The sequence below is a fragment of the Agarivorans sp. DSG3-1 genome (assembly GCF_046774965.1).
Taxonomy (GTDB): domain Bacteria; phylum Pseudomonadota; class Gammaproteobacteria; order Enterobacterales; family Celerinatantimonadaceae; genus Agarivorans.
Genome location: NZ_CP177241.1, coordinates 3,452,970 through 3,470,569, shown reverse-complemented (window position 1 = coordinate 3,470,569; position 17,600 = coordinate 3,452,970). Strand labels below are relative to the sequence as shown.

The window sequence follows — 17,600 nt, the reverse complement described above, 5'->3', positions numbered from 1 at the left end:
CACTGTTTAACAGCCGCTACACGTTTTACAAGCGGGTGCAGCATGCGCCAACACCACGCCTTTTTCTAACAAGCAGTAAGCTTTGGCCACCGCCGCTTTAAATTCGTTAAAATTGCTACATTGTTGCTCGGAAAGCACTTGGCCAAGCAAGCGTAAATACACCACCCTTTTTACTTGTAGTAAGTTGGGTTGATAACTCACCTTAAAAAATTCGAGAAACGACTCTGCACTGCTTAAATTAGCTATTTGCTGCTGCAACTTTGGATCTTCTATTGCGTGAACTAACATGGCCTACTCCTTTAAACACAAAGTGCTTGTGAAAGCTGCGGCTTAACACATTGTAGATAAAACCCGAATAACTCTTGGGAACTGGGGCTACGTTTATGCCTTTCTGCCCAATTCACCAATAGTGATTTTAGGGCCATACACTGGGGCTTAGTTAAGGCGATGCCGAGTGATTGATAAACCGATTCAATGGCCGAAAATCCAGAATGTTTGCCTAATACCACGGTGTGGTTACGGCCCAATAACGCGGGCGAAAAACCTTGGTAGTTTTGCGGATCTTTTAGTAGACCGTCTACGTGTATTCCTGACTCGTGGGTAAAAACATGTTGACCAATAATGCTTTTGCTTACCGCCACACTGCGACCAGAGGCTTGAGCCACTAGTTCACATATTTTAGGAAGCTGTTTTAAGTCTATTTCGGGAATAGTTCGCTGGCCTGCCAAATGCGTAACATTCAGCGCCATTAAAACTTCTTCTAGGGCTGCATTGCCAGCTCGTTCACCTAAGCCAATAACGGTGGTATTCACCGAGTCAACGCCCGCTTTAATAGCCGCAAGCGTATTGGCGGTAGCCATACCCAAATCGTTATGGGCATGCATCTCAATTTGTAAATCACTGCTTTGTTTCAGGGCGCTAATAAACACTTCAGTGGCAAACGGGTCCAGTACCCCCAAGGTGTCAGCGAAACGAAGCCGCGATGCACCGGATTTTTGCGCCAGCTCAGCAATGGTTTGAAGCTCGTCTATGGTAGCCCGAGAGGCATCTTCCATCCCCACGCATACCTTAATACCTAGGTCTAAGGCTTGAGCAATACCGCGTTCTAACAAGCTAAATAACTGTACTTTGCTAAGCGCCAACTTAGACTCACGTTGCTGATTAGAAGCAGGAATAGAGATGTCTAGATAGTCTAAACCTAGGCCAGCAGCGAGTGAGATATCATGCTGATTAAGCCGGCTCCAGCCCATGGTTTTACTGGTGTTTAGCTGCTGGCAAATGGAACTTATTACCTCGCGTTCGGCGCTGCTCATTGCCGGTACGCCTACTTCTAACTCTGCAACACCAGCAGCTTGTAAACTACTGGCTATGTTTAGTTTTTCTTGGGCGCTAAAAGCCACGCCCGCTGTTTGTTCACCGTCACGCAAAGTGGTGTCGTTTATAATTAACATGGTTCCCTCCCCCTTTATCGTTCGCTGACTACTCGAGGATTAAGCGTAAACAGGGCTAAAACTTTGCTCTGCGGGTTGATTGCTTGCGGTATCCCAATAAGGCGAAAGCATCCGTAATTTTTCCACGATGCCTGGTAACACTGCCAGCACTTGGTCAATCATTTCTTCACTCGTAAAGCGAGACAGCGAAAAACGAATGGCACCGTGTGCTGCTGTATAAGGAATATCCATTGCGCGCATAACATGCGATGGCTCTAGTGAACCTGAAGTACAGGCAGACCCTGAAGACGCTGCAATGCCGTGTTGATCCAGCATCAATAAAATGGATTCGCCCTCAACAAACTCGAAAGCGATGTTGCTGGTATTAGGCACACGATGACGAGGGTCGCCGGTCACGAAACAATGTGGAATCCGCGCTAACAGCCCCATTTCCAAGCGGTCGCGCATCATCTTGATTCGCGCAGAATCTTGTTCAATAGATTGCATGGCTAATTCTGCTGCTTTACCCAAACCAACAATGCCACTGCTATTTTCTGTACCTGCTCTACGACCACGCTCCTGATGGCCGCCACGCAGTAATGGTCGGAATTTAGCGCCACGGCGCAGGTACAAGGCGCCCACTCCTTTCGGTGCATGGAACTTGTGCCCAGAGATAGACAGCAGATCTACACCGCTGTCAGCGACTTGAATAGGTAACTTGCCAGCGACCTGCACTGCGTCGGTGTGAAATAAAATACCATGCTGTTTTGCTAACTCTGCCATGCCTCGAATTGGGAACAGACTCCCAGTTTCGTTGTTTGCCCACATAAAACTGGCTACAGCGACTTCGCTACTCAGCGCTTGTTTGTACGCTTCCATGTCTAATCGACCACGCGCATCTACTTTTATCCAATGCACCGTATAACCTTTACGCTCAAGGTTTTGGCACAGCTCTAACGTGGCTGGGTGTTCAATCACTGAGGTAATGATCTCTTTTCGATTAGGAAAGGCTTCAATGGCCGACATAATGGCTGTTGCGCTGGCTTCTGTGGCACACGAGGTGAAGATAACCTCGCTACTAAAGCTAGCGCCAATCAAGGCTTGCACTTGTTGCCTTGCATGCTCTATCGCTTTACCTACTTGCTCACCAAACTGATGGATAGAAGAAGGGTTACCATAAAACTCACTTAAATAAGGCAGCATTTGTTCCAGTACTTTGGCATCTACTTGAGTGGTGGCGTTGTTATCCAAGTAGGCCAGCGGAGTGGCTTTGTTTAGCGTAGTTAGGTTGCTCATAGTGTTATTTCCTTAAGCTAAGCTGGCTGCGCCAGTTGGATATACAGTGATGGTTTCGCCTAATACGGTACTGATCTTTTGCTCGATCATGGCCAGGGTGGCACTCGATAGACCACAACCGTTACAAGCGCCGGTGAGTGAAACAAACACCATGTCATCTTCTACGTCAGACAATTGCACATCACCACCGTCTGCTTGAAGTTGCGGCCTTACTTGCTCTAGGGCTTGTTCAATAAGACGTATCTTGCCAACAATGGTATTAACTTTGCTCGGGCTAGCTGGCGTGACAATGGGATCTGCCAATGGCGCACCTAAACATTCTTCGAGTACCCATTCAATTTTCTCGTGGCAAGCTGCGCAGGCGCCGCCAGCCTTGGTGTAGTTGATTACTTCATCTAAGGTTTCAAGTTTGTTTTGGCTCACCACGCGTTTAATTAGCGCGTCGTCTATGGCAAAACACTTACAAATGAGTTCACCTTCTTCATGCTCCTCGGCAACTTCTTCTCCACGATATTGCGCTACCGCAGCATGCAATGCTTCCATTCCCATGACTGAGCAATGCATTTTCTCTGGCGGTAAACCATCTAAAAAATCAACGATATCTTGATTGGAAATACGCATTGCTTGATCGATGGTTTGACCAATGATCATCTCGGTTAATGCCGACGAAGAGGCAATCGCGCTGCCACAGCCAAAAGTTTGAAATCCGGCATCTTCAATCACATCACTATCGGGGTTTACTTTAAGACTAAGACGCAAGGCGTCTCCGCAGGAAATTGAACCCACGTCACCAATGGCGTTTGCATGATCGACTGCTTTAGCATTTTTGGGTTGAAAGAAATGCTGTTTTACTTTTTCTGAATAGTTCCACATACGCTACCCCACAATGATGAGTTAATTGGTAGTGGTAGTAACCCGCTGTGATAAGACAACATTACTGCCCTAGACTGAGTGTTGATAAGCCATTGGGAACCTAGAACACAGCGTTTCTTGCTCAAGGGCCGCAAACTCAATCACAACGGGTTATTACCTACATTAGGTATTGCAAGTGAGATACCCAATCAACCAACGAGCGTAACCTACTGATAAATATTGATTTATCAACTGGGGATAAATATTTTTAGTGTGAGTTAAATCACATTATCGGATGGCTTGTTAGATTTGCTACAGGATGTTGTAGGCCTTAATGACAACTGCTGATTAAGCTGCCCAATAAGCGGCTGGGCAAAATACCGACTTAACAGTAAGCCAGAGACAAAACCCAATAGAGCGGCCCCTAAATTAATGTATTCGACCGTATGAGGATGAGAGGCCGCAAACAAATAGTTAGCCAATAAAGCAAAACCAAGCAAACCACATAAAGCAGGAGCAAACATCACCATAATGGCTTTTAGTAAAAAGCTGTCGTGGCAATTCATGTCTACTTGCTGCCCAACCTTATAGTGCGCTAGGCTGGTAAGTTCTGCCCGTAGCAAGGTAGCTGTGTCACTGTTCACAGTGACACAGCTATTTTTACTCGCACAAGAAGAACAGGCACTTTGCCGCTGTCCTTCTAAAACAACTTTATCACCTGACACGCTAACCACATTTAAGCTTACTTGTGCCATAAGATCTGCTTCCTAGACCAAAGCGCTAGCGGGTGTATGGGTGTGGCAATTTTTAGCACATACGGTAGAGCAAGCTGCACAGCCAATACAATCACCGGCGTTTTTCAGCTCCATCACCATCACTACATCGTCGTCATAATCGTCATAGGCTTCGTCATCTTCGTCTATTTCTCGCTCAACCAAATCAAACACATCACGTGGGCAAACTTTGTAGCATCGCCCGCAACCAATACATGCGTCTTGATCTAATGCCGTAACAAACTGCGGTTCCCAAGGTGATCCGTCTCTGGTGAGCCCCATAAAGTTTTTATCGCTCATTACTCTTTCCTTTTTTAGTTAATTTACATTCCATTACCTTGTTACCAAGGCTCATCTAATAGTTCGTTTAAACGTTGGGTTTGTTCGGCTGAATCAGTCTGTTTGTTTTGCATCCACGCCATCGGTTGATGAACAAACTGCAAGTGAATTTCTCCCAACAAAACACTAAGCTCTATATCGCTATCTACCATTAAACTACTGATACCCGATTGCTTAAGTTTTTCTATTGCTCGTTGGCCACAAGCGTTACTGAATACGGCTGCACAGCCTTTAAGGGCTTCGATGCGTTGGCTCAAGCGCCCAGCGTCGTGACCAGGTTTAGTCACTTCAAACTGCAGCGCTTCAATAAGTTGAATATGTTGCTCACCAAAACCGTAAATCAAAAAGGTATGTGCACTACCAAAATGTTGGTCTACCTTGTGTTTACTCTCACTGGCAAAAGCCACTTTAAAACAGTGCTCGCGTTGTTGGCCGTCTTCGATAATTGAAAGCTTTCTTTCCATCGCATTCATAGCAGCACCTTAGGAAATGGGCAGTGGATGTTTAACACAACTTTCTGGTTCAAAACGGTAAGCACTTACATGAGCAGGTACTTCGTCTTGATGATTGGCTTTTAGTAAATTAGCCATGGCAAATAAGCGATTTCTGGCACCTTCGTATCCCACTTGCAGCGCATCGCTATTACCAAACTGATCATGGCAAGGGAAGCCTGCTCGTAATACCGGTGTGGAGGGCTCGCATAAATTGGCGCAATGGGTATTGCCTATAACAAACTCACTATCGGCAATAACATTGGTAAGGTCTGATAGATCCCCTACTACCACGTTATTTGCCTTAATCGCTTTAAGTTCTGGCACATTGAGGGTTGTGACAAGTTTGTTTAACACTGCACCATTCTCGGCTAACAATGTTGCGTAACCTGCTGCTGCGTCGGGCTCTAAGGCCATAGACACTTGGCTAGCCGATAACAGAAAGTGGCAATCTAACATGGCGTCTTGCAGCCGTTTACGTTGACGATTTATCCAATCGGGCACTGCTTGATTGGATAGCGCAGACAGCAACATCACCAGTTTGTCACTCTTCTCTAGGCCCATAACCAGACCTAATGAGTGATAAGGCACCGCATAGTGTTCTTGTAACAATTTTGCCGCGGGTAATAGAGATTCGCCAATCACCAAACTCGCTACGCTATTTACCATGCTGGTAATTTGATTTACCCCGGTACCGCCAGTACTGGTGTTAGAAAAATCTTCATCGGCCAAGTGGCCATCTAAGGAATCACTTAAATTCGGGAGTAACACCGCGTTAAATCCAAACGCTGAACAATACCGTTCAATTAACTCACAATCTGCGCTGGTTAAGGCCACTGAGCAAAACACATTAAGTTGTGGCTGTGCTGCAACCGTAGATTTGCTATCAACTGTAGGCTCTACAATTAACTGTTGCACGCAAGCTTCAACAGCATGTGCAAAACCACTTTGCATCGAGCCGCTAAAATCAGGGGTTGATACAGAAACCAGTCTGCTTTTTAAATACTGCGGATGGCTAGCTTTAAATTCACGAATAACTCTGGCTACGTCGCAGCCTTGCATCTCCGTTAAGCCTGTAGTCACCACCATAATTAATTGAGGCTGATGTTTTTCACATAACAGTGCCAATGCTTTGTTTAAGTTGTCGTCGCCTCCCATTACTGCAGCAATGTGGTCTATGGCGGTGTTTTGTAGCGGTATGGGTTCGCGATAATGTTGTATCAAGTAAACCTTAGCGAACGCCCCACATCCCTGGGAGCCATGCATTAAAGGAATGGCATTGCTTAATCCCATACAGGCTAAGGTTGCTCCGGTAGCCGCACTGGTTTTTAACGGTTGTTCTACTAAGGCGCTGCGATTTATAGCGATGTGATGGTTATCTTTGCTCATATTATTGCTCCTCGCTGCTTAATCGTACTTTTTGCTGCCACGGCGCAGTGCTAGCAACCAGCGGCCAAATTGGACTTTCTAAAGTTCGGCACAGTTCTTTAGCAAAAGTAAGCATGCCCTCGTAGCCTGCGTAGGCGTGTTCACGCTCTTGGTTAATGTCGAGGAACGGTAAGCGCGCTTTAAGCGCGGTATACATGTTTCGCCCACCTGCTATTAATAAGTCGGCCTGTTGCTGGCTAGCAATGTCTAATAGGTTTCTTGCACCGCCTTCGTCTAACATTAAGGCTTCATCACCCATTATTTGTTTAATACGGGCTTTGTCTTCAGCAGTGGATTTTTTGGTCCCTGTAGCCACTACGCTAACGCCTAGCTCTTGTAATGCTGAGACTATCGACCACGACTTTACTCCGCCGGTATACAGCAGGGCCTTAGTACCAGTTAAGCGATTAATATAAGGCTGCAGTTTCTTGCGGATGGCAATTTCCTGCTCAGCTATCAATACCTCTGTTTCGCGGATCACTTGCGGATCATTAATCAATTTAGCGAAGCTTCTTAATGCTGCTGATGTATCCTCTACGCCATAAAAACTGCCTTCGAACCAGGGAATGTCCCAGCGTTCTTCTAACATACGTGCGACGTTTATTTGCGCGCGAGAGCACACCACCATGGCCGCGTCGGCTCGGTGCATGGTTTGAATTTCGTGGAAGCGGGTATCTCCTGACATACAGCTTAATACCCGATACCCTAAACGTTCTAGTAAGGGTGATACGTGCCAAAATTCTCCAGCAATATTGTATTCACCTATCAGCACAATATCGTTTACTTGGCGTGTTGGATCGTGGCGCATTAAGGGTTTTGCTGGAGGCTCAGCACTTCCCACAACCTGTTTTACCATTACCTCTCCCGCAATGCGGTTGCCTAGGTTTTTACTCCCGTAAAAACCGGCTGCATCTACTGCAACAACGGGAAGTTCCCAGCGCTGCTGAGCCAGTTTGCATATCGCGTGAACGTCATTACCTTCTAAGGCAGGAACACAAGTAACGTAAACAAACACAGCTGGTGGCTGATGTTTCTCGATAACGGTTTTTATAGCGTGAAGTAACCGTTTTTCTGCTCGACCCATTATCACGTCTTGTTCGTTTAAATCTGTGGTAAACCCTAATCGAAACAAGTTGCGACCAGAGGCGCGAGTACCTCGGTTATTCCAACTGTTCCCAGCACAAGCTATAGGCCCATGAACAATATGGGCAACGTCGGCTATCGGTAGCAGGCTTATTTGGGCTCCATCAAAACTGCAACCACCCGCAGTTGCACCAGGCACCGGCCTAGCACAGCCGCTTTTTTCTCCTTGGTTATGCTCACAAGCTGGCTCATCTAATAATTCAGCAATATCACTTCGCTTCATGCTTACTCCTCATCACTTGCAACTTTGCTTGTTAAAGCACTCAGCAGATCTAGTTGCAACAGACATTCCAAAGCCTTAGGTGTTGATATATATGAATATTCTCTTGTAGCAAACACAACAAAATACTGCCAAACAACACAATGTATAGGTATCTCGTACACCTTAATCACCAACAAAAAAGGGCTTACCCGTGAAGGTAAGCCCTTTAAAACTATGAATGTTGTTTAAGCCAAAGGATTAATCGTTGACTAATTTCCAGGTACGGATCCAGTCAACTTTCATAATGTTATTGTCGTTGTTTAATAGGTCATCTTTTTGAGGAAGACCCCCTACCCAACTTGAATCCTGGCTCCATAAATCCCAAATAATGAATTGCTCAAGCGTGAATGGTTGCTGGGTGGTTACCTTGTTTACTGGTTCACCGTTTAGGTAAAACTGTACGGTATGCTCATCTTTCCACCATGCGCCAAATACATGATAATCCTCGGTCCATAAAACACCTTGCAAGGTATTTTGATCCGATAGATCGGTACGGTTATCAGAGTTACCATGATTACGCTCTGTTGAGCCGTTTTTAGCAATAAAGTATTGCGAGTTCATTTTCCAAGGAAAGTCTGGCTGACAGTTACAGGTAGGAACAGGGTTGATTTCGATGATATCAATCTCATCGCGATTGTTAATATCACCATTGTTTAACCAGAATGTTGAGTAGGCCGAAATGTTAGCCACTTTTATCCGGCTTTCGGTATACATCGGGAACTTGATTTTAGCTACCGAGCGTACTCTAGATGATTCAAACCACTGGTTAGGGCTGTCGGCATTTAAGGTTGCTTGGATCCACAAGTTACCGTTGGCCACACCTGAATTCTTGTTCAGCATGTTGACTGGTGTATTTCCATAGTTCCAATTGGTTTTTAACCACTTAGCACCATTCCAAAATTCAAACTCATCAGATAAGTTATCTACTTTTTCCCAACGTTTACCTTGTGGAGTTGTGTTATTAAAAGACACAAAACTAGGTAAAGTAGCATCGGCTGTATTTACGTCGATGACGTTTGGTGAAGAAACTTCGCAACCGCTGTTATCTACCGAGGTTCCAGGTGGCGTATTTGGACAAAGATCGATGGCATTATTCACACCGTCGTTATCGTCATCTAACTGTGATGGTGAACATCCATTTTGGTCTACGGCTTCATTAAGCCCCGTATTTGGGCATAAATCGTTAGCATTTAGAACGCCGTCACCGTCGTCATCTAATAATGGAGGCTCTGTGGGCCCAGTTAACTCACCCTGCCAAACCAATTTGAAAGATTCTAAGTTCCATTGCCAATCATTTGTACCAAGTGCGTGAATACGCACTTGTTGAATACCCGCTGGTAACGCTACTTCGGTATTAGCAGTAAGTGGTGAAAAGTTATCCCAACCGTTGGCTGGTACTTGAGCTTGAACATAAGAACGCCATGCTCCACCTTCCATTACCAGTAACTCAATGCCTGAGTTTTCGGTGATGGCGGTAGCAACATTAAAACTCACTAAGTACATACCGGCTTTGTCTACATTAACCTCGTAATCGACAAAATCACCGCTGTTTATGTAGTTAATAGCACCTTGCCCAGCGACGGTATATTTACTGACCGGTGTTTGCTGGTTATCGTCAAAAGTGCCACCCTGACTGACAAAATCTTCGGCTTGGATATTTATAGTGCCAACAACGTCTTCAGGATTAGCGTTGTCGCCATTGTCTACATCATAAATAAATCGAAATTCTTGATTAGGATGATCGGCTAAACATTCCCACTGATGAAATTCATCACCGTTTTCAGTATAGGCACCTGCTACATCTAAACATTTTTCTGTTTGTTGGTTTTTTAATTTAAACCAGCCATTATTCATGTCTAGCAACGACCAATATTGTTTTTCATCGCTTACTTGGCAATCTAACTGTTGAATATCAGCGCCATTACTTACATCACCATTTTTAACTTCTAAGCACTTACTACTGGCCTTAGTTTTTATGCTGTAAAAACCATTACCTTGGTTAACAAAAGCTAATCGTTGGTTGGCATTATTTTCACCACAAGTCCATTGAGCAAAAGGGGCAAAGTTAGCCGTGTTACCGGCAGACAAATCGATACATTTACCGCTATGGCGAACCTCAATATTACGGTATTCAGCGTCGCTAACCGTAGCTGCCGACAAGGGGGCTGACATAACAAACGCCATGGTGACACCCAGAGATATCTTGTTTCTAAAAATCATGTTGTTCCCATTTTATATTAGTTAATCCATTAAAGTATTGAAAACAATACAGGCCAACAATGGAGTCGATTAAACCAATTATTAATTCATACGAGAAACTAAATAACAAGATAAAATTATTTCAACAACAACTCATAGAAAAATGTAAACATATTAAAACCAAGAAAAAACAGAAAACTAAAAATACTACATAATGAACAGCTATAGTATTTGCAATGGACAGATCACAAAGTAAACATTTTCATATCCAAGTAAATAAATTTTAGAATTAAAATAACCAATAAGTATTACAAACTTAGTTAACAAAAATATTTTTAAATTAAATTTTTAATTAATAAGGTAGAAGCTAGGATTTACTAGAAATAGACTTCGCTAAACGTCTCTAGCTCGAAGTCTTAAAGCTAAGATAGTAGAGGTTTCCCTCACAAATGGTCGGCTATTGGCTTTGTATCGGCAAAGGTATTACTTAACATAACCAGAGGAACCGGTACAAAGCGTAATTAAAAAGAGCTTGGGTTTTGACAGTAAATTAACAGGTTAACGGCCACCCAATTTACTGAGTAAATGATTTAGTTGTCGCTGCTCGTCGCTAGTTAACACCGCCATACGATGTTGTTGTTGCAGGTGTAACTCTAAGACTACTTTGTCAATCAAGGTCTTACCGGCAGCGGTCAATTGTACTAGCTTGCTACGTTTATCTTCAGGGTTATCTACGCGCTCGATTAACCCCGCTTGGGCGACTCTGTTTAACACTTTAGTTAACCCACCAGAGCTAAATAACATCGCTGAGTACAAGGTGGTTGGCGACAGACAATAAGGAGCGGGATAACGGCGAAGAGTGACCAGAATGCCAAAGTCTGCCACCTGCAACTGGTATTGCCCTATTACACTCTCCAAGGTTTGATTAAAGCCATGATGAACACGAACCATACGTAATACAGCTGGGGAAATGGTCTCGTAGGCTTCTGGCCAGTTTAACTGGGTTGAACGCAAAATACTGTCGATGCTTTCTTGGTGCTTCAATTTGAATTCTCTAACGCTAAGCGATATTAACAATATATCTTGCTGGAAAGGTAATTTCTAGCTAGTATCTTTCTAGAAAGGTACTAGCTGGAAAGGTAATTTCTAGCTAGTATCTTTCTAGAAAGGTAAATTTGAGAAGATTATGCAACACAAGATTTCTAAAAAGCTGATTTTATTGCTGGCATCGGTATTTGCAATGACGCCCTACGCCATTGATAGTTATTTGCCCGCTATTCCAATTATTGCTAACAATTTTGACGTAAATACCTCGTTAGTGGCGATAACTGTCAGCATTTACGTTTTTGGTATGGCCTTAGGCCAGCTTGTTGGTGGGCCCTTATCCGATAAATACGGGCGAAAGCCGGTGATGGTAGCGGGATTATTGATTTTTGCACTATGCAGTGTATTTTTGGCATTAGCTAACAGCCTGGAGCTATTCTGGTTATGGCGAATACTTCAGTCGATTGGCGGGGGCGTTGCAGTGGTCGGAGTGCCGGCTGTTATACGGGACAACGCTGAAGGTAAAGAAGCCGCAAAGCTGTTCTCATTGGTTATGCTGATCATGATGATTGCTCCCTCTATCGCTCCTTCAATTGGTACCTTGATCCTTCAAATTTCTAACTGGCATTGGATTTTCATAAGCTCTGGCATATTTGCTTGTGTAGTTGCGATATGGGCGATATTTGTTATGCCCAAACAAGTTAGAAGCACAGCCCCTCATGCGAGTTCAATAAGTTTTTTGGATGTATTAAAGAACAAGCAGGCTTTAGGATACTTAATAGCACAAGCGTTCGCTTATGGCGTTTTGATGACTTTTATCACAAATGCGCCTTTTGCATACATTGTCACCTTTGGAATTTCAGAAGAGCTGTTCTCAATACTATTTATTGCAAACGTAGTGGGAGTAGTGATGGTTAACCGCTATAACTCTTATCGACTTAACCATGCGGAACCAGAGCATATGCTGGTGAGCTTTTTAGCCCTTCAGTTGTTTGGTGGTGTGGTGTTAATTAGCGCGCTAATTATTGCGCCTACAAATCTTTGGTTTGCCGCAAGTGGTTTTATCATTGTAATGGCGGCTACTGGCGGAACCATGTCTAATGCTAATGCGTGTTTCTTAAAACATTTTGCTAAAGGAGCTGGGACAGCGCAGGCGGTTCTAGGCGCAACGCAATTTTTTGCTGGCGCTGCTATCAGCGCTATCGCGGCAATGCTTTCGACAAATAGCTTGTGGCCGATGGTTCTCTTCATTGCAGGTTCAGCGCTAATTGCCTTGCTGTCGGCCTTAAAAGCTAATGCCTTAAATGCCCATGACTTACACCATCAACTAAAGCATGGAGTCGGCTAAGCTGATCCGACAAATCACCACAAAGCCAAATACCTAGCTGTATTTGGCTTTCTCTAGAGATTTGTAATAACGCCTAAGCTAACAGCATTCTTGTTCAATGGTATAGAGTAGCTCGCTGGCCTGCTTATCATCGCAAAGCGCAAAATATTCGTATAAAGGATTCGTTTGGTTACCAATAAAGTTAAGGTTGTCACGCTTCATTTTTAGTTGTTCTGCCCTTTTACCTTTAAAGTAGTCTTGCCAAAGCTTGCCACCATGCTCAGCTGCTAAATGCTGGTCTAAAAGGGTGATTAAACGATCTGCATTTTCATCACAACGAATGTTGCAAAATGAAACATAACGGTCGGTACTGGTATTGTTCATGGTTAAGCCGCCTCACTAAAAAGCCGCCTAGCAGTTATCACTAGGCAGCTTTAGTAAATTCAATTGAAAGTGTGTCCTTAATTACTCTTCATGCAGGGCAACAACGAAGCCTATGGCTAGATCCACACTATTAGTCAATCGCGCACAACTCGTTCCGTTCGCCATTAAGAACAGATCAAAATAGCTGGCACTCATAAATGGTTCACGTTCTGCCATATCGTCTTCACTGCATTCAATAATTCGTATACTCGGATGATGCTTTTTAAAACAAGCAAGTTGCTGCTGGTAGTCGTGTTGGTTAGCTAATTTGGCAATAAAGGTATCAATCAAACGTTGACTCAGAACTTCATCCGCTTGTTGGGTTTTATCGCTACAGCTACAACGATTGTGTTTTAGTTTCGCGGTAGACGGATTGTCATTACCACATTGGCAAGTCCCCGCTTGTTGAGGTCGGTGAAGCTTACCATCGCCTTTACAATTACATTGTTTAGTCGCATGCGGTACATCGGGTTCTAAGGTAGACATAATTCCACCTCCTGCTTTTCTAATAGTCGCGCTAACCAACGCGGAGGGGTATCCATTACACTTTGTAAGCGCTGAAGGATATCTTGGCTAGGTTGTGGCGTGAGTTGTTTTAACGGCAAGATATCAGCGCGGCTGACTCGGGCTGCAGCCGGTCCACCTATCGACAAAGTCGCTAACAATTGGCAATCTTTTATTAACTCAATGAGATAAGAGGTACGCGCATCGCCACTGAGGTTTTCCGCTACTGGGCGTACATCGACTAACTGATAACCGCTTGCGTTAATTTGATAGACCAAAAAACGTAAGCAAGAACCAAAATGACCATCTATTTGTTCTAAGTTATTGGAGCTAACAGCCAGTTGCACCACTGGCCCTGCTAGCTCTTTTGCCGCAGGCACGCTGGGTGCCTGCATTTGGCTTATTTGATCTGAGGTTAATATTGCGTGTACTTGATTAACTTGGCCACGCTCTATGGTTAATCGAGAATCTTCCAGTACTCCACGTAATACTTTTGGGCTTAACGTTCGCAGTTTCTTTTCGGTTAGCGGTTCGCTACATTGCTTTACCAGCAAACTAATAAACTGTTTTAAGCCTATTTCCGGCACCGCTTTAGATGCCATTGCCAGCCGCAAGGCCAGCTTATCACTCATTGGCTGTTTCATAAACTGCTTCCTTGATTTATGGGGTCTTACCTCACTAGCTCACATTAAGCTCGCCTAGCTCTAAATGTTTTGGGCAAGCTCGGCGCTGGACTAACCGGTTCGATATAGAATTTACTGCCGTCGCCTAGCTCTACCTCCCCACCCCATTGATCAACATGATCAAACTGCAATGAGTTAATGGGAAGCTCTAGGTCCTTTTTGGCAATATAGGCTTGTAGCGCTCCAGATGATTCGCGACTTATGATTAAATTAGGCATTGCTGTTCCTTAAGCTGGCTGGGAATAACTCCCAGCCAGGCTCGGTAGTGGAGCTTATCGGACTAGGTCAAAGCCATAATCTGTTTTACCCATTTCACTGGTATCAAGATCTAGCTTGGCCAGCACCTCGTTGACTAGGGTCGTCAACATGTACATACCGCCTTCGTAACCTAATGTTGTGTTGCGGTGTAAATGGTGGCGATCGAAGATCGGAAAGCCTAAGCGAATTAACGGCACTTCAAACTCTTCACCTTTTGCTTTGGTGTCGCGCTGAATAAACTTGCCGTAAGAGTTACCAATCATAAAGTCTGGTTTGTTAGTGAACATCAATGAACGGAAATGCCACAAGTCTTTACCAACGTGGATCTCAGCATTGGCAGTAGATGGCGATTGCGCAATGAGTGCTTCCATCTTCTTGCGCCAGCGCTTGGCCGCGTTGTTACACAAAATGTGTTTAACTTCACAGCCTAGTTCTTGTAGGAACTTGGTTAAGCCCATCAAGTAATCAGGATCGCCATAGATAGAGAAGCTCACCCCGTGTAACCAGGTATGGGAATCGGTCATCATGTCTACTAAACGGCCACGCTCGGTGGCTAATGTTTCAGGAATTTCTTTGCCTGTAAGCTCAGATATTTTGATCAATAGCTCATCTGTCCAATCTAAGCCCATTGGAATATTGGTCGCAGGCACTTCATGCTTCCAGGTTCCCTCAACAAACTTTTTGGTTTTAACCAGTTGATCAGGTTGTAACAGTAAGGTGGTTATAGCGTTAGGCGCATCTTCTAGCTCGGCTAGCGGTGTGCCACCCGCATACATGCGATATTCTCCATCGGCTGGGGTATCTAATACTTCTGATGGATCAGACAACAAACTGTAATCAACACCCATTTGCTGCATCATTTTGTGAATAACGCGGTAGTTACCCAAGTAGGTTTCAAAACCCGGTACCAAGTTAATTTTACCGTTGCTGCCGACTTTTTTGTCGTCCATAGCTTTTGCCGTGAAGTACTTAGCAAAACCCTCAAACATGCCGTCCCAACCAGTGACATGACTGCCAACAAAACTAGGCGTATGTGCAAAGGGTGTTGGTAGTTCTTCAGGAATGTAACCTTCTTTTTTGGCGTTACCAATAAAAGCATTTAAGTCATCACCAATCACTTCGGCCATACAGGTTGTGGATACGGCAATCACTTCAGGCTTGTACAACGCCAAAGAGTTTTGTAAGCCGTCAAACATGTTTTTCTGGCCACCAAACACTGCTGCATCTTCGGTCATAGAATCAGACACGCAAGCAACAGGTTCTTTAAAATGGCGGTTAAAATAAGTACGGAAGTAAGCCACACAACCTTGAGAACCATGCACATAAGGCAATGTTTTCTCAAAACCTAAAGCACATAACACAGAGCCTAAAGGTTGGCACGCCTTGGCAGGGTCTACGGTTAGGGTTTTGCGCGAAAAGTTTAGATCTTGATATTCTTGAGTGGTGGTCCACTCAAACACCTCTTTCACTTTTTCGTCGCTTGCCCCCTCTTCATGATCGCTACGCTTGCGCGCCATCATGTCTTTATATTCTGGCTGTTCGAACAAGGGGTAGCCAGGTTTGATATCGTCTACTTGTTGACTCATTTTCTCTCTCCTTTCGCGCCACTCATCTGTGAACTACGAATTGAGTTAATGTGTAAAGCGCTAGTGCACTCATCCTGATCTTGCCTAGCACTTAAGCCGCTGCTTTTGCACTTTTCCACGGTGGTGTTAACTTGTCCCAACATGGGTTGTTTAAGGTCATATCCATATCGCGGGCAAAAATCGCAAAGCCATCAAAGCCGTGGTAAGGACCTGAGTAATCCCAGCTGTGCATTTGACGGAAAGGAATGCCCATTTTCTGGAAGATGTACTTCTCTTTAACTCCAGCACCAATCAGATCAGGTTTAAGCTTTTCAGCAAAGGCTTCTAGCTCGTAACCAGTCACGTCATCATAAATAAGCGTGGCATCTTTCACTTCGGGAACGGTTTTGCTGTAGTCGTCGTTATGGCCAAATTCATAACCGGCTCCCACTATCTCCATGCCTAAGTCTTCGTAAGCTCCAATAACGTGACGTGGGCGTAAACCACCTACGTACAACATTACTTTTTTGCCTTCTAAGCGCGGGCGGTACTTGTCGATAACCGCTTGCCATTGTGCTTTGTAGCCAGCAATCACTTCTTCCGCTTTGGCTTGAATTTTTTCATCAAACTTGGAAGCAATAGCGCGCAGCGACTCTTCACACTTGGTTGGGCCGAATAAGTTGTATTCCATCCATGGCACACCATATTTCTCTTCCATATGACGACAGATGTAGTTCATTGAGCGGTAGCAGTGCACCAGGTTTAGTTTTACTGAAGGGGTATTTTCAAGCTCAGGCAAAGTACCGTCACCAGACCATTGGGCAACAACACGCAGGCCAATTTCTTCAAGTAAAATACGTGACGACCATGCATCACCACCAATGTTGTAATCACCTATAATTGCGACGTCGTAATCGGTAGTTGCGACTTCTTTGCCTTCCGATTTATCCAATACGTAATCACGTAAAGTATCGTTAGCAATGTGGTGTCCCAGAGATTGACTCACCCCACGGAAACCTTCACAACGCACTGGCACAATGGTTTTGCCAATTTCTGCGCCCTTGGTTTTAGCCACAGCTTCAATATCGTCACCGATAAGGCCAACTGGACATTCAGATTGAATCGACAAACCTTTAGCCAGCGGAAATAGCATTTCTACTTCGTCAACCATGGTCGCTAGCTTTTTATCGCCACCAAACACGATGTCACGCTCTTGGAAATCAGAAGTAAAGTTCATGGTGCCAAAGCTATTTACACCCGTGTAACCGGTGTAATAGTTACGACGCCCAGCGCGTGAGTATTGGCCGCAGCCAACTGGACCATGAGAGATATGTACCATATCTTTAATTGGTCCCCACACTACCCCTTTAGAGCCTGCGTAAGCACAACCACGCGCGGTCATTACACCGGGCAATGATTTACGGTTAGCGGTAATACAGCTGCCGGCTGCGCCGTCATTAGCACCTAAGTGCTTTTTGCGATCGGCTTTGGCTTTCTCTGGATAGACTTCTAGCACTTCATCGATCAGCGCTTGAGTCTCTGCTTTTTTATCTGACATTGCTGCCTCCTATAGCATTGATATA

Annotated in this window: 18 protein-coding genes; 1 reads left to right on the top strand and 17 read right to left on the bottom strand. The window is 44.5% G+C overall.

What is annotated here, in order from left to right; genetic code table 11:
• Nucleotides 1-6: 6 nt before the first annotated feature.
• The 11 genes from ACLD71_RS16030 to ACLD71_RS15980 form a co-directional block, all read right to left on the bottom strand.
• Nucleotides 7-288 (bottom strand): nitrogenase-stabilizing/protective protein NifW, encoded by a 282-nt coding sequence (locus ACLD71_RS16030; RefSeq protein WP_137673251.1) that lies wholly within the window; start codon nt 286-288, stop codon nt 7-9.
• Between the two features lie 11 nt (nt 289-299).
• On the bottom strand, nt 300-1,451 hold the full coding sequence (nifV, locus tag ACLD71_RS16025) for a homocitrate synthase (protein WP_411991325.1): 1,152 nt from the start codon (nt 1,449-1,451) through the stop codon (nt 300-302).
• 39 nt (nt 1,452-1,490) lie between these two features.
• Nucleotides 1,491-2,726, bottom strand: coding sequence for a cysteine desulfurase NifS (gene nifS / locus ACLD71_RS16020; RefSeq protein WP_411991324.1), 1,236 nt, complete (start codon nt 2,724-2,726; stop codon nt 1,491-1,493).
• A 12-nt stretch (nt 2,727-2,738) separates the two neighbouring features.
• A complete protein-coding gene (nifU, locus tag ACLD71_RS16015) occupies nt 2,739-3,599 on the bottom strand; it encodes a Fe-S cluster assembly protein NifU (protein WP_411991323.1) in 861 nt (286 codons plus the stop codon).
• A gap of 257 nt (nt 3,600-3,856) precedes the next feature.
• Entirely contained in the window at nt 3,857-4,333 is a 477-nt protein-coding gene (locus tag ACLD71_RS16010; protein ID WP_303552797.1) for a SoxR reducing system RseC family protein, read from the bottom strand.
• Between the two features lie 12 nt (nt 4,334-4,345).
• Nucleotides 4,346-4,651: a ferredoxin III, nif-specific gene (gene fdxB / locus ACLD71_RS16005; protein ID WP_137673256.1), complete on the bottom strand. Its 306-nt coding sequence runs from the start codon at nt 4,649-4,651 to the stop codon at nt 4,346-4,348.
• A 41-nt stretch (nt 4,652-4,692) separates the two neighbouring features.
• Nucleotides 4,693-5,163 (bottom strand): NifB/NifX family molybdenum-iron cluster-binding protein, encoded by a 471-nt coding sequence (locus tag ACLD71_RS16000; RefSeq protein WP_137673257.1) that lies wholly within the window; start codon nt 5,161-5,163, stop codon nt 4,693-4,695.
• Nucleotides 5,164-5,172: 9 nt separating this feature from the next.
• A complete protein-coding gene (gene nifN, locus ACLD71_RS15995) occupies nt 5,173-6,570 on the bottom strand; it encodes a nitrogenase iron-molybdenum cofactor biosynthesis protein NifN (RefSeq protein WP_411991322.1) in 1,398 nt (465 codons plus the stop codon).
• 1 nt (nt 6,571) lies between these two features.
• A complete protein-coding gene (nifE, locus tag ACLD71_RS15990) occupies nt 6,572-7,975 on the bottom strand; it encodes a nitrogenase iron-molybdenum cofactor biosynthesis protein NifE (RefSeq protein ID WP_303552800.1) in 1,404 nt (467 codons plus the stop codon).
• Between the two features lie 237 nt (nt 7,976-8,212).
• Nucleotides 8,213-10,234 carry an RICIN domain-containing protein gene (locus ACLD71_RS15985; RefSeq protein WP_411991321.1) on the bottom strand — a complete coding sequence of 674 codons (2,022 nt, stop codon included), beginning with the start codon at nt 10,232-10,234 and terminating at the stop codon, nt 8,213-8,215.
• A 537-nt stretch (nt 10,235-10,771) separates the two neighbouring features.
• Nucleotides 10,772-11,257: a MarR family winged helix-turn-helix transcriptional regulator gene (locus ACLD71_RS15980; protein ID WP_411991320.1), complete on the bottom strand. Its 486-nt coding sequence runs from the start codon at nt 11,255-11,257 to the stop codon at nt 10,772-10,774.
• Nucleotides 11,258-11,399: 142 nt separating this feature from the next.
• Between ACLD71_RS15980 and ACLD71_RS15975 the strand changes: the two genes are divergently transcribed.
• Nucleotides 11,400-12,605: a multidrug effflux MFS transporter gene (locus ACLD71_RS15975; protein WP_411991319.1), complete on the top strand. Its 1,206-nt coding sequence runs from the start codon at nt 11,400-11,402 to the stop codon at nt 12,603-12,605.
• Nucleotides 12,606-12,683: 78 nt separating this feature from the next.
• Here the strand turns inward: ACLD71_RS15975 and cowN are convergent, their stop codons facing one another.
• From cowN to nifD, 6 genes are all read right to left on the bottom strand, one after another.
• Nucleotides 12,684-12,968, bottom strand: coding sequence for a N(2)-fixation sustaining protein CowN (cowN, locus tag ACLD71_RS15970; RefSeq protein WP_411991318.1), 285 nt, complete (start codon nt 12,966-12,968; stop codon nt 12,684-12,686).
• Between the two features lie 81 nt (nt 12,969-13,049).
• The gene (locus ACLD71_RS15965) at nt 13,050-13,493 is read right to left on the bottom strand and encodes a hypothetical protein (protein WP_411991317.1); all 444 of its coding nucleotides are present in this window, start codon (nt 13,491-13,493) and stop codon (nt 13,050-13,052) included.
• Nucleotides 13,481-14,155: a NifB/NifX family molybdenum-iron cluster-binding protein gene (locus tag ACLD71_RS15960; protein WP_137673264.1), complete on the bottom strand. Its 675-nt coding sequence runs from the start codon at nt 14,153-14,155 to the stop codon at nt 13,481-13,483. Before ACLD71_RS15960 ends, ACLD71_RS15965 begins: the two co-directional genes overlap by 13 nt.
• Before the next feature lie 44 nt (nt 14,156-14,199).
• Complete coding sequence (gene nifT / locus ACLD71_RS15955; RefSeq protein ID WP_411991316.1) at nt 14,200-14,412, bottom strand: putative nitrogen fixation protein NifT; 213 nt, start codon at nt 14,410-14,412, stop codon at nt 14,200-14,202.
• Nucleotides 14,413-14,466: 54 nt separating this feature from the next.
• Complete coding sequence (nifK, locus tag ACLD71_RS15950) at nt 14,467-16,038, bottom strand: nitrogenase molybdenum-iron protein subunit beta (protein ID WP_411991315.1); 1,572 nt, start codon at nt 16,036-16,038, stop codon at nt 14,467-14,469.
• A 91-nt stretch (nt 16,039-16,129) separates the two neighbouring features.
• A complete protein-coding gene (nifD, locus tag ACLD71_RS15945) occupies nt 16,130-17,575 on the bottom strand; it encodes a nitrogenase molybdenum-iron protein alpha chain (RefSeq protein WP_411991314.1) in 1,446 nt (481 codons plus the stop codon).
• Nucleotides 17,576-17,600: the final 25 nt, after the last annotated feature.

Bases quoted from the DNA above. Each gene is read 5' to 3' on its own strand.
- ACLD71_RS16030 (WP_137673251.1), bottom strand. From the start codon at position 288: ATGTTAGTTCACGCAATAGAAGATCCAAAGTTGCAGCAGCAAATAGCT.
- nifV (WP_411991325.1), bottom strand. From the start codon at position 1,451: ATGTTAATTATAAACGACACCACTTTGCGTGACGGTGAACAAACAGCG.
- nifS (WP_411991324.1), bottom strand. From the start codon at position 2,726: ATGAGCAACCTAACTACGCTAAACAAAGCCACTCCGCTGGCCTACTTG.
- nifU (WP_411991323.1), bottom strand. From the start codon at position 3,599: ATGTGGAACTATTCAGAAAAAGTAAAACAGCATTTCTTTCAACCCAAA.
- ACLD71_RS16010 (WP_303552797.1), bottom strand. From the start codon at position 4,333: ATGGCACAAGTAAGCTTAAATGTGGTTAGCGTGTCAGGTGATAAAGTT.
- fdxB (WP_137673256.1), bottom strand. From the start codon at position 4,651: ATGAGCGATAAAAACTTTATGGGGCTCACCAGAGACGGATCACCTTGG.
- ACLD71_RS16000 (WP_137673257.1), bottom strand. From the start codon at position 5,163: ATGAATGCGATGGAAAGAAAGCTTTCAATTATCGAAGACGGCCAACAA.
- nifN (WP_411991322.1), bottom strand. From the start codon at position 6,570: ATGAGCAAAGATAACCATCACATCGCTATAAATCGCAGCGCCTTAGTA.
- nifE (WP_303552800.1), bottom strand. From the start codon at position 7,975: ATGAAGCGAAGTGATATTGCTGAATTATTAGATGAGCCAGCTTGTGAG.
- ACLD71_RS15985 (WP_411991321.1), bottom strand. From the start codon at position 10,234: ATGATTTTTAGAAACAAGATATCTCTGGGTGTCACCATGGCGTTTGTT.
- ACLD71_RS15975 (WP_411991319.1), top strand. From the start codon at position 11,400: ATGCAACACAAGATTTCTAAAAAGCTGATTTTATTGCTGGCATCGGTA.
- cowN (WP_411991318.1), bottom strand. From the start codon at position 12,968: ATGAACAATACCAGTACCGACCGTTATGTTTCATTTTGCAACATTCGT.
- ACLD71_RS15965 (WP_411991317.1), bottom strand. From the start codon at position 13,493: ATGTCTACCTTAGAACCCGATGTACCGCATGCGACTAAACAATGTAAT.
- ACLD71_RS15960 (WP_137673264.1), bottom strand. From the start codon at position 14,155: ATGAAACAGCCAATGAGTGATAAGCTGGCCTTGCGGCTGGCAATGGCA.
- nifT (WP_411991316.1), bottom strand. From the start codon at position 14,412: ATGCCTAATTTAATCATAAGTCGCGAATCATCTGGAGCGCTACAAGCC.
- nifK (WP_411991315.1), bottom strand. From the start codon at position 16,038: ATGAGTCAACAAGTAGACGATATCAAACCTGGCTACCCCTTGTTCGAA.
- nifD (WP_411991314.1), bottom strand. From the start codon at position 17,575: ATGTCAGATAAAAAAGCAGAGACTCAAGCGCTGATCGATGAAGTGCTA.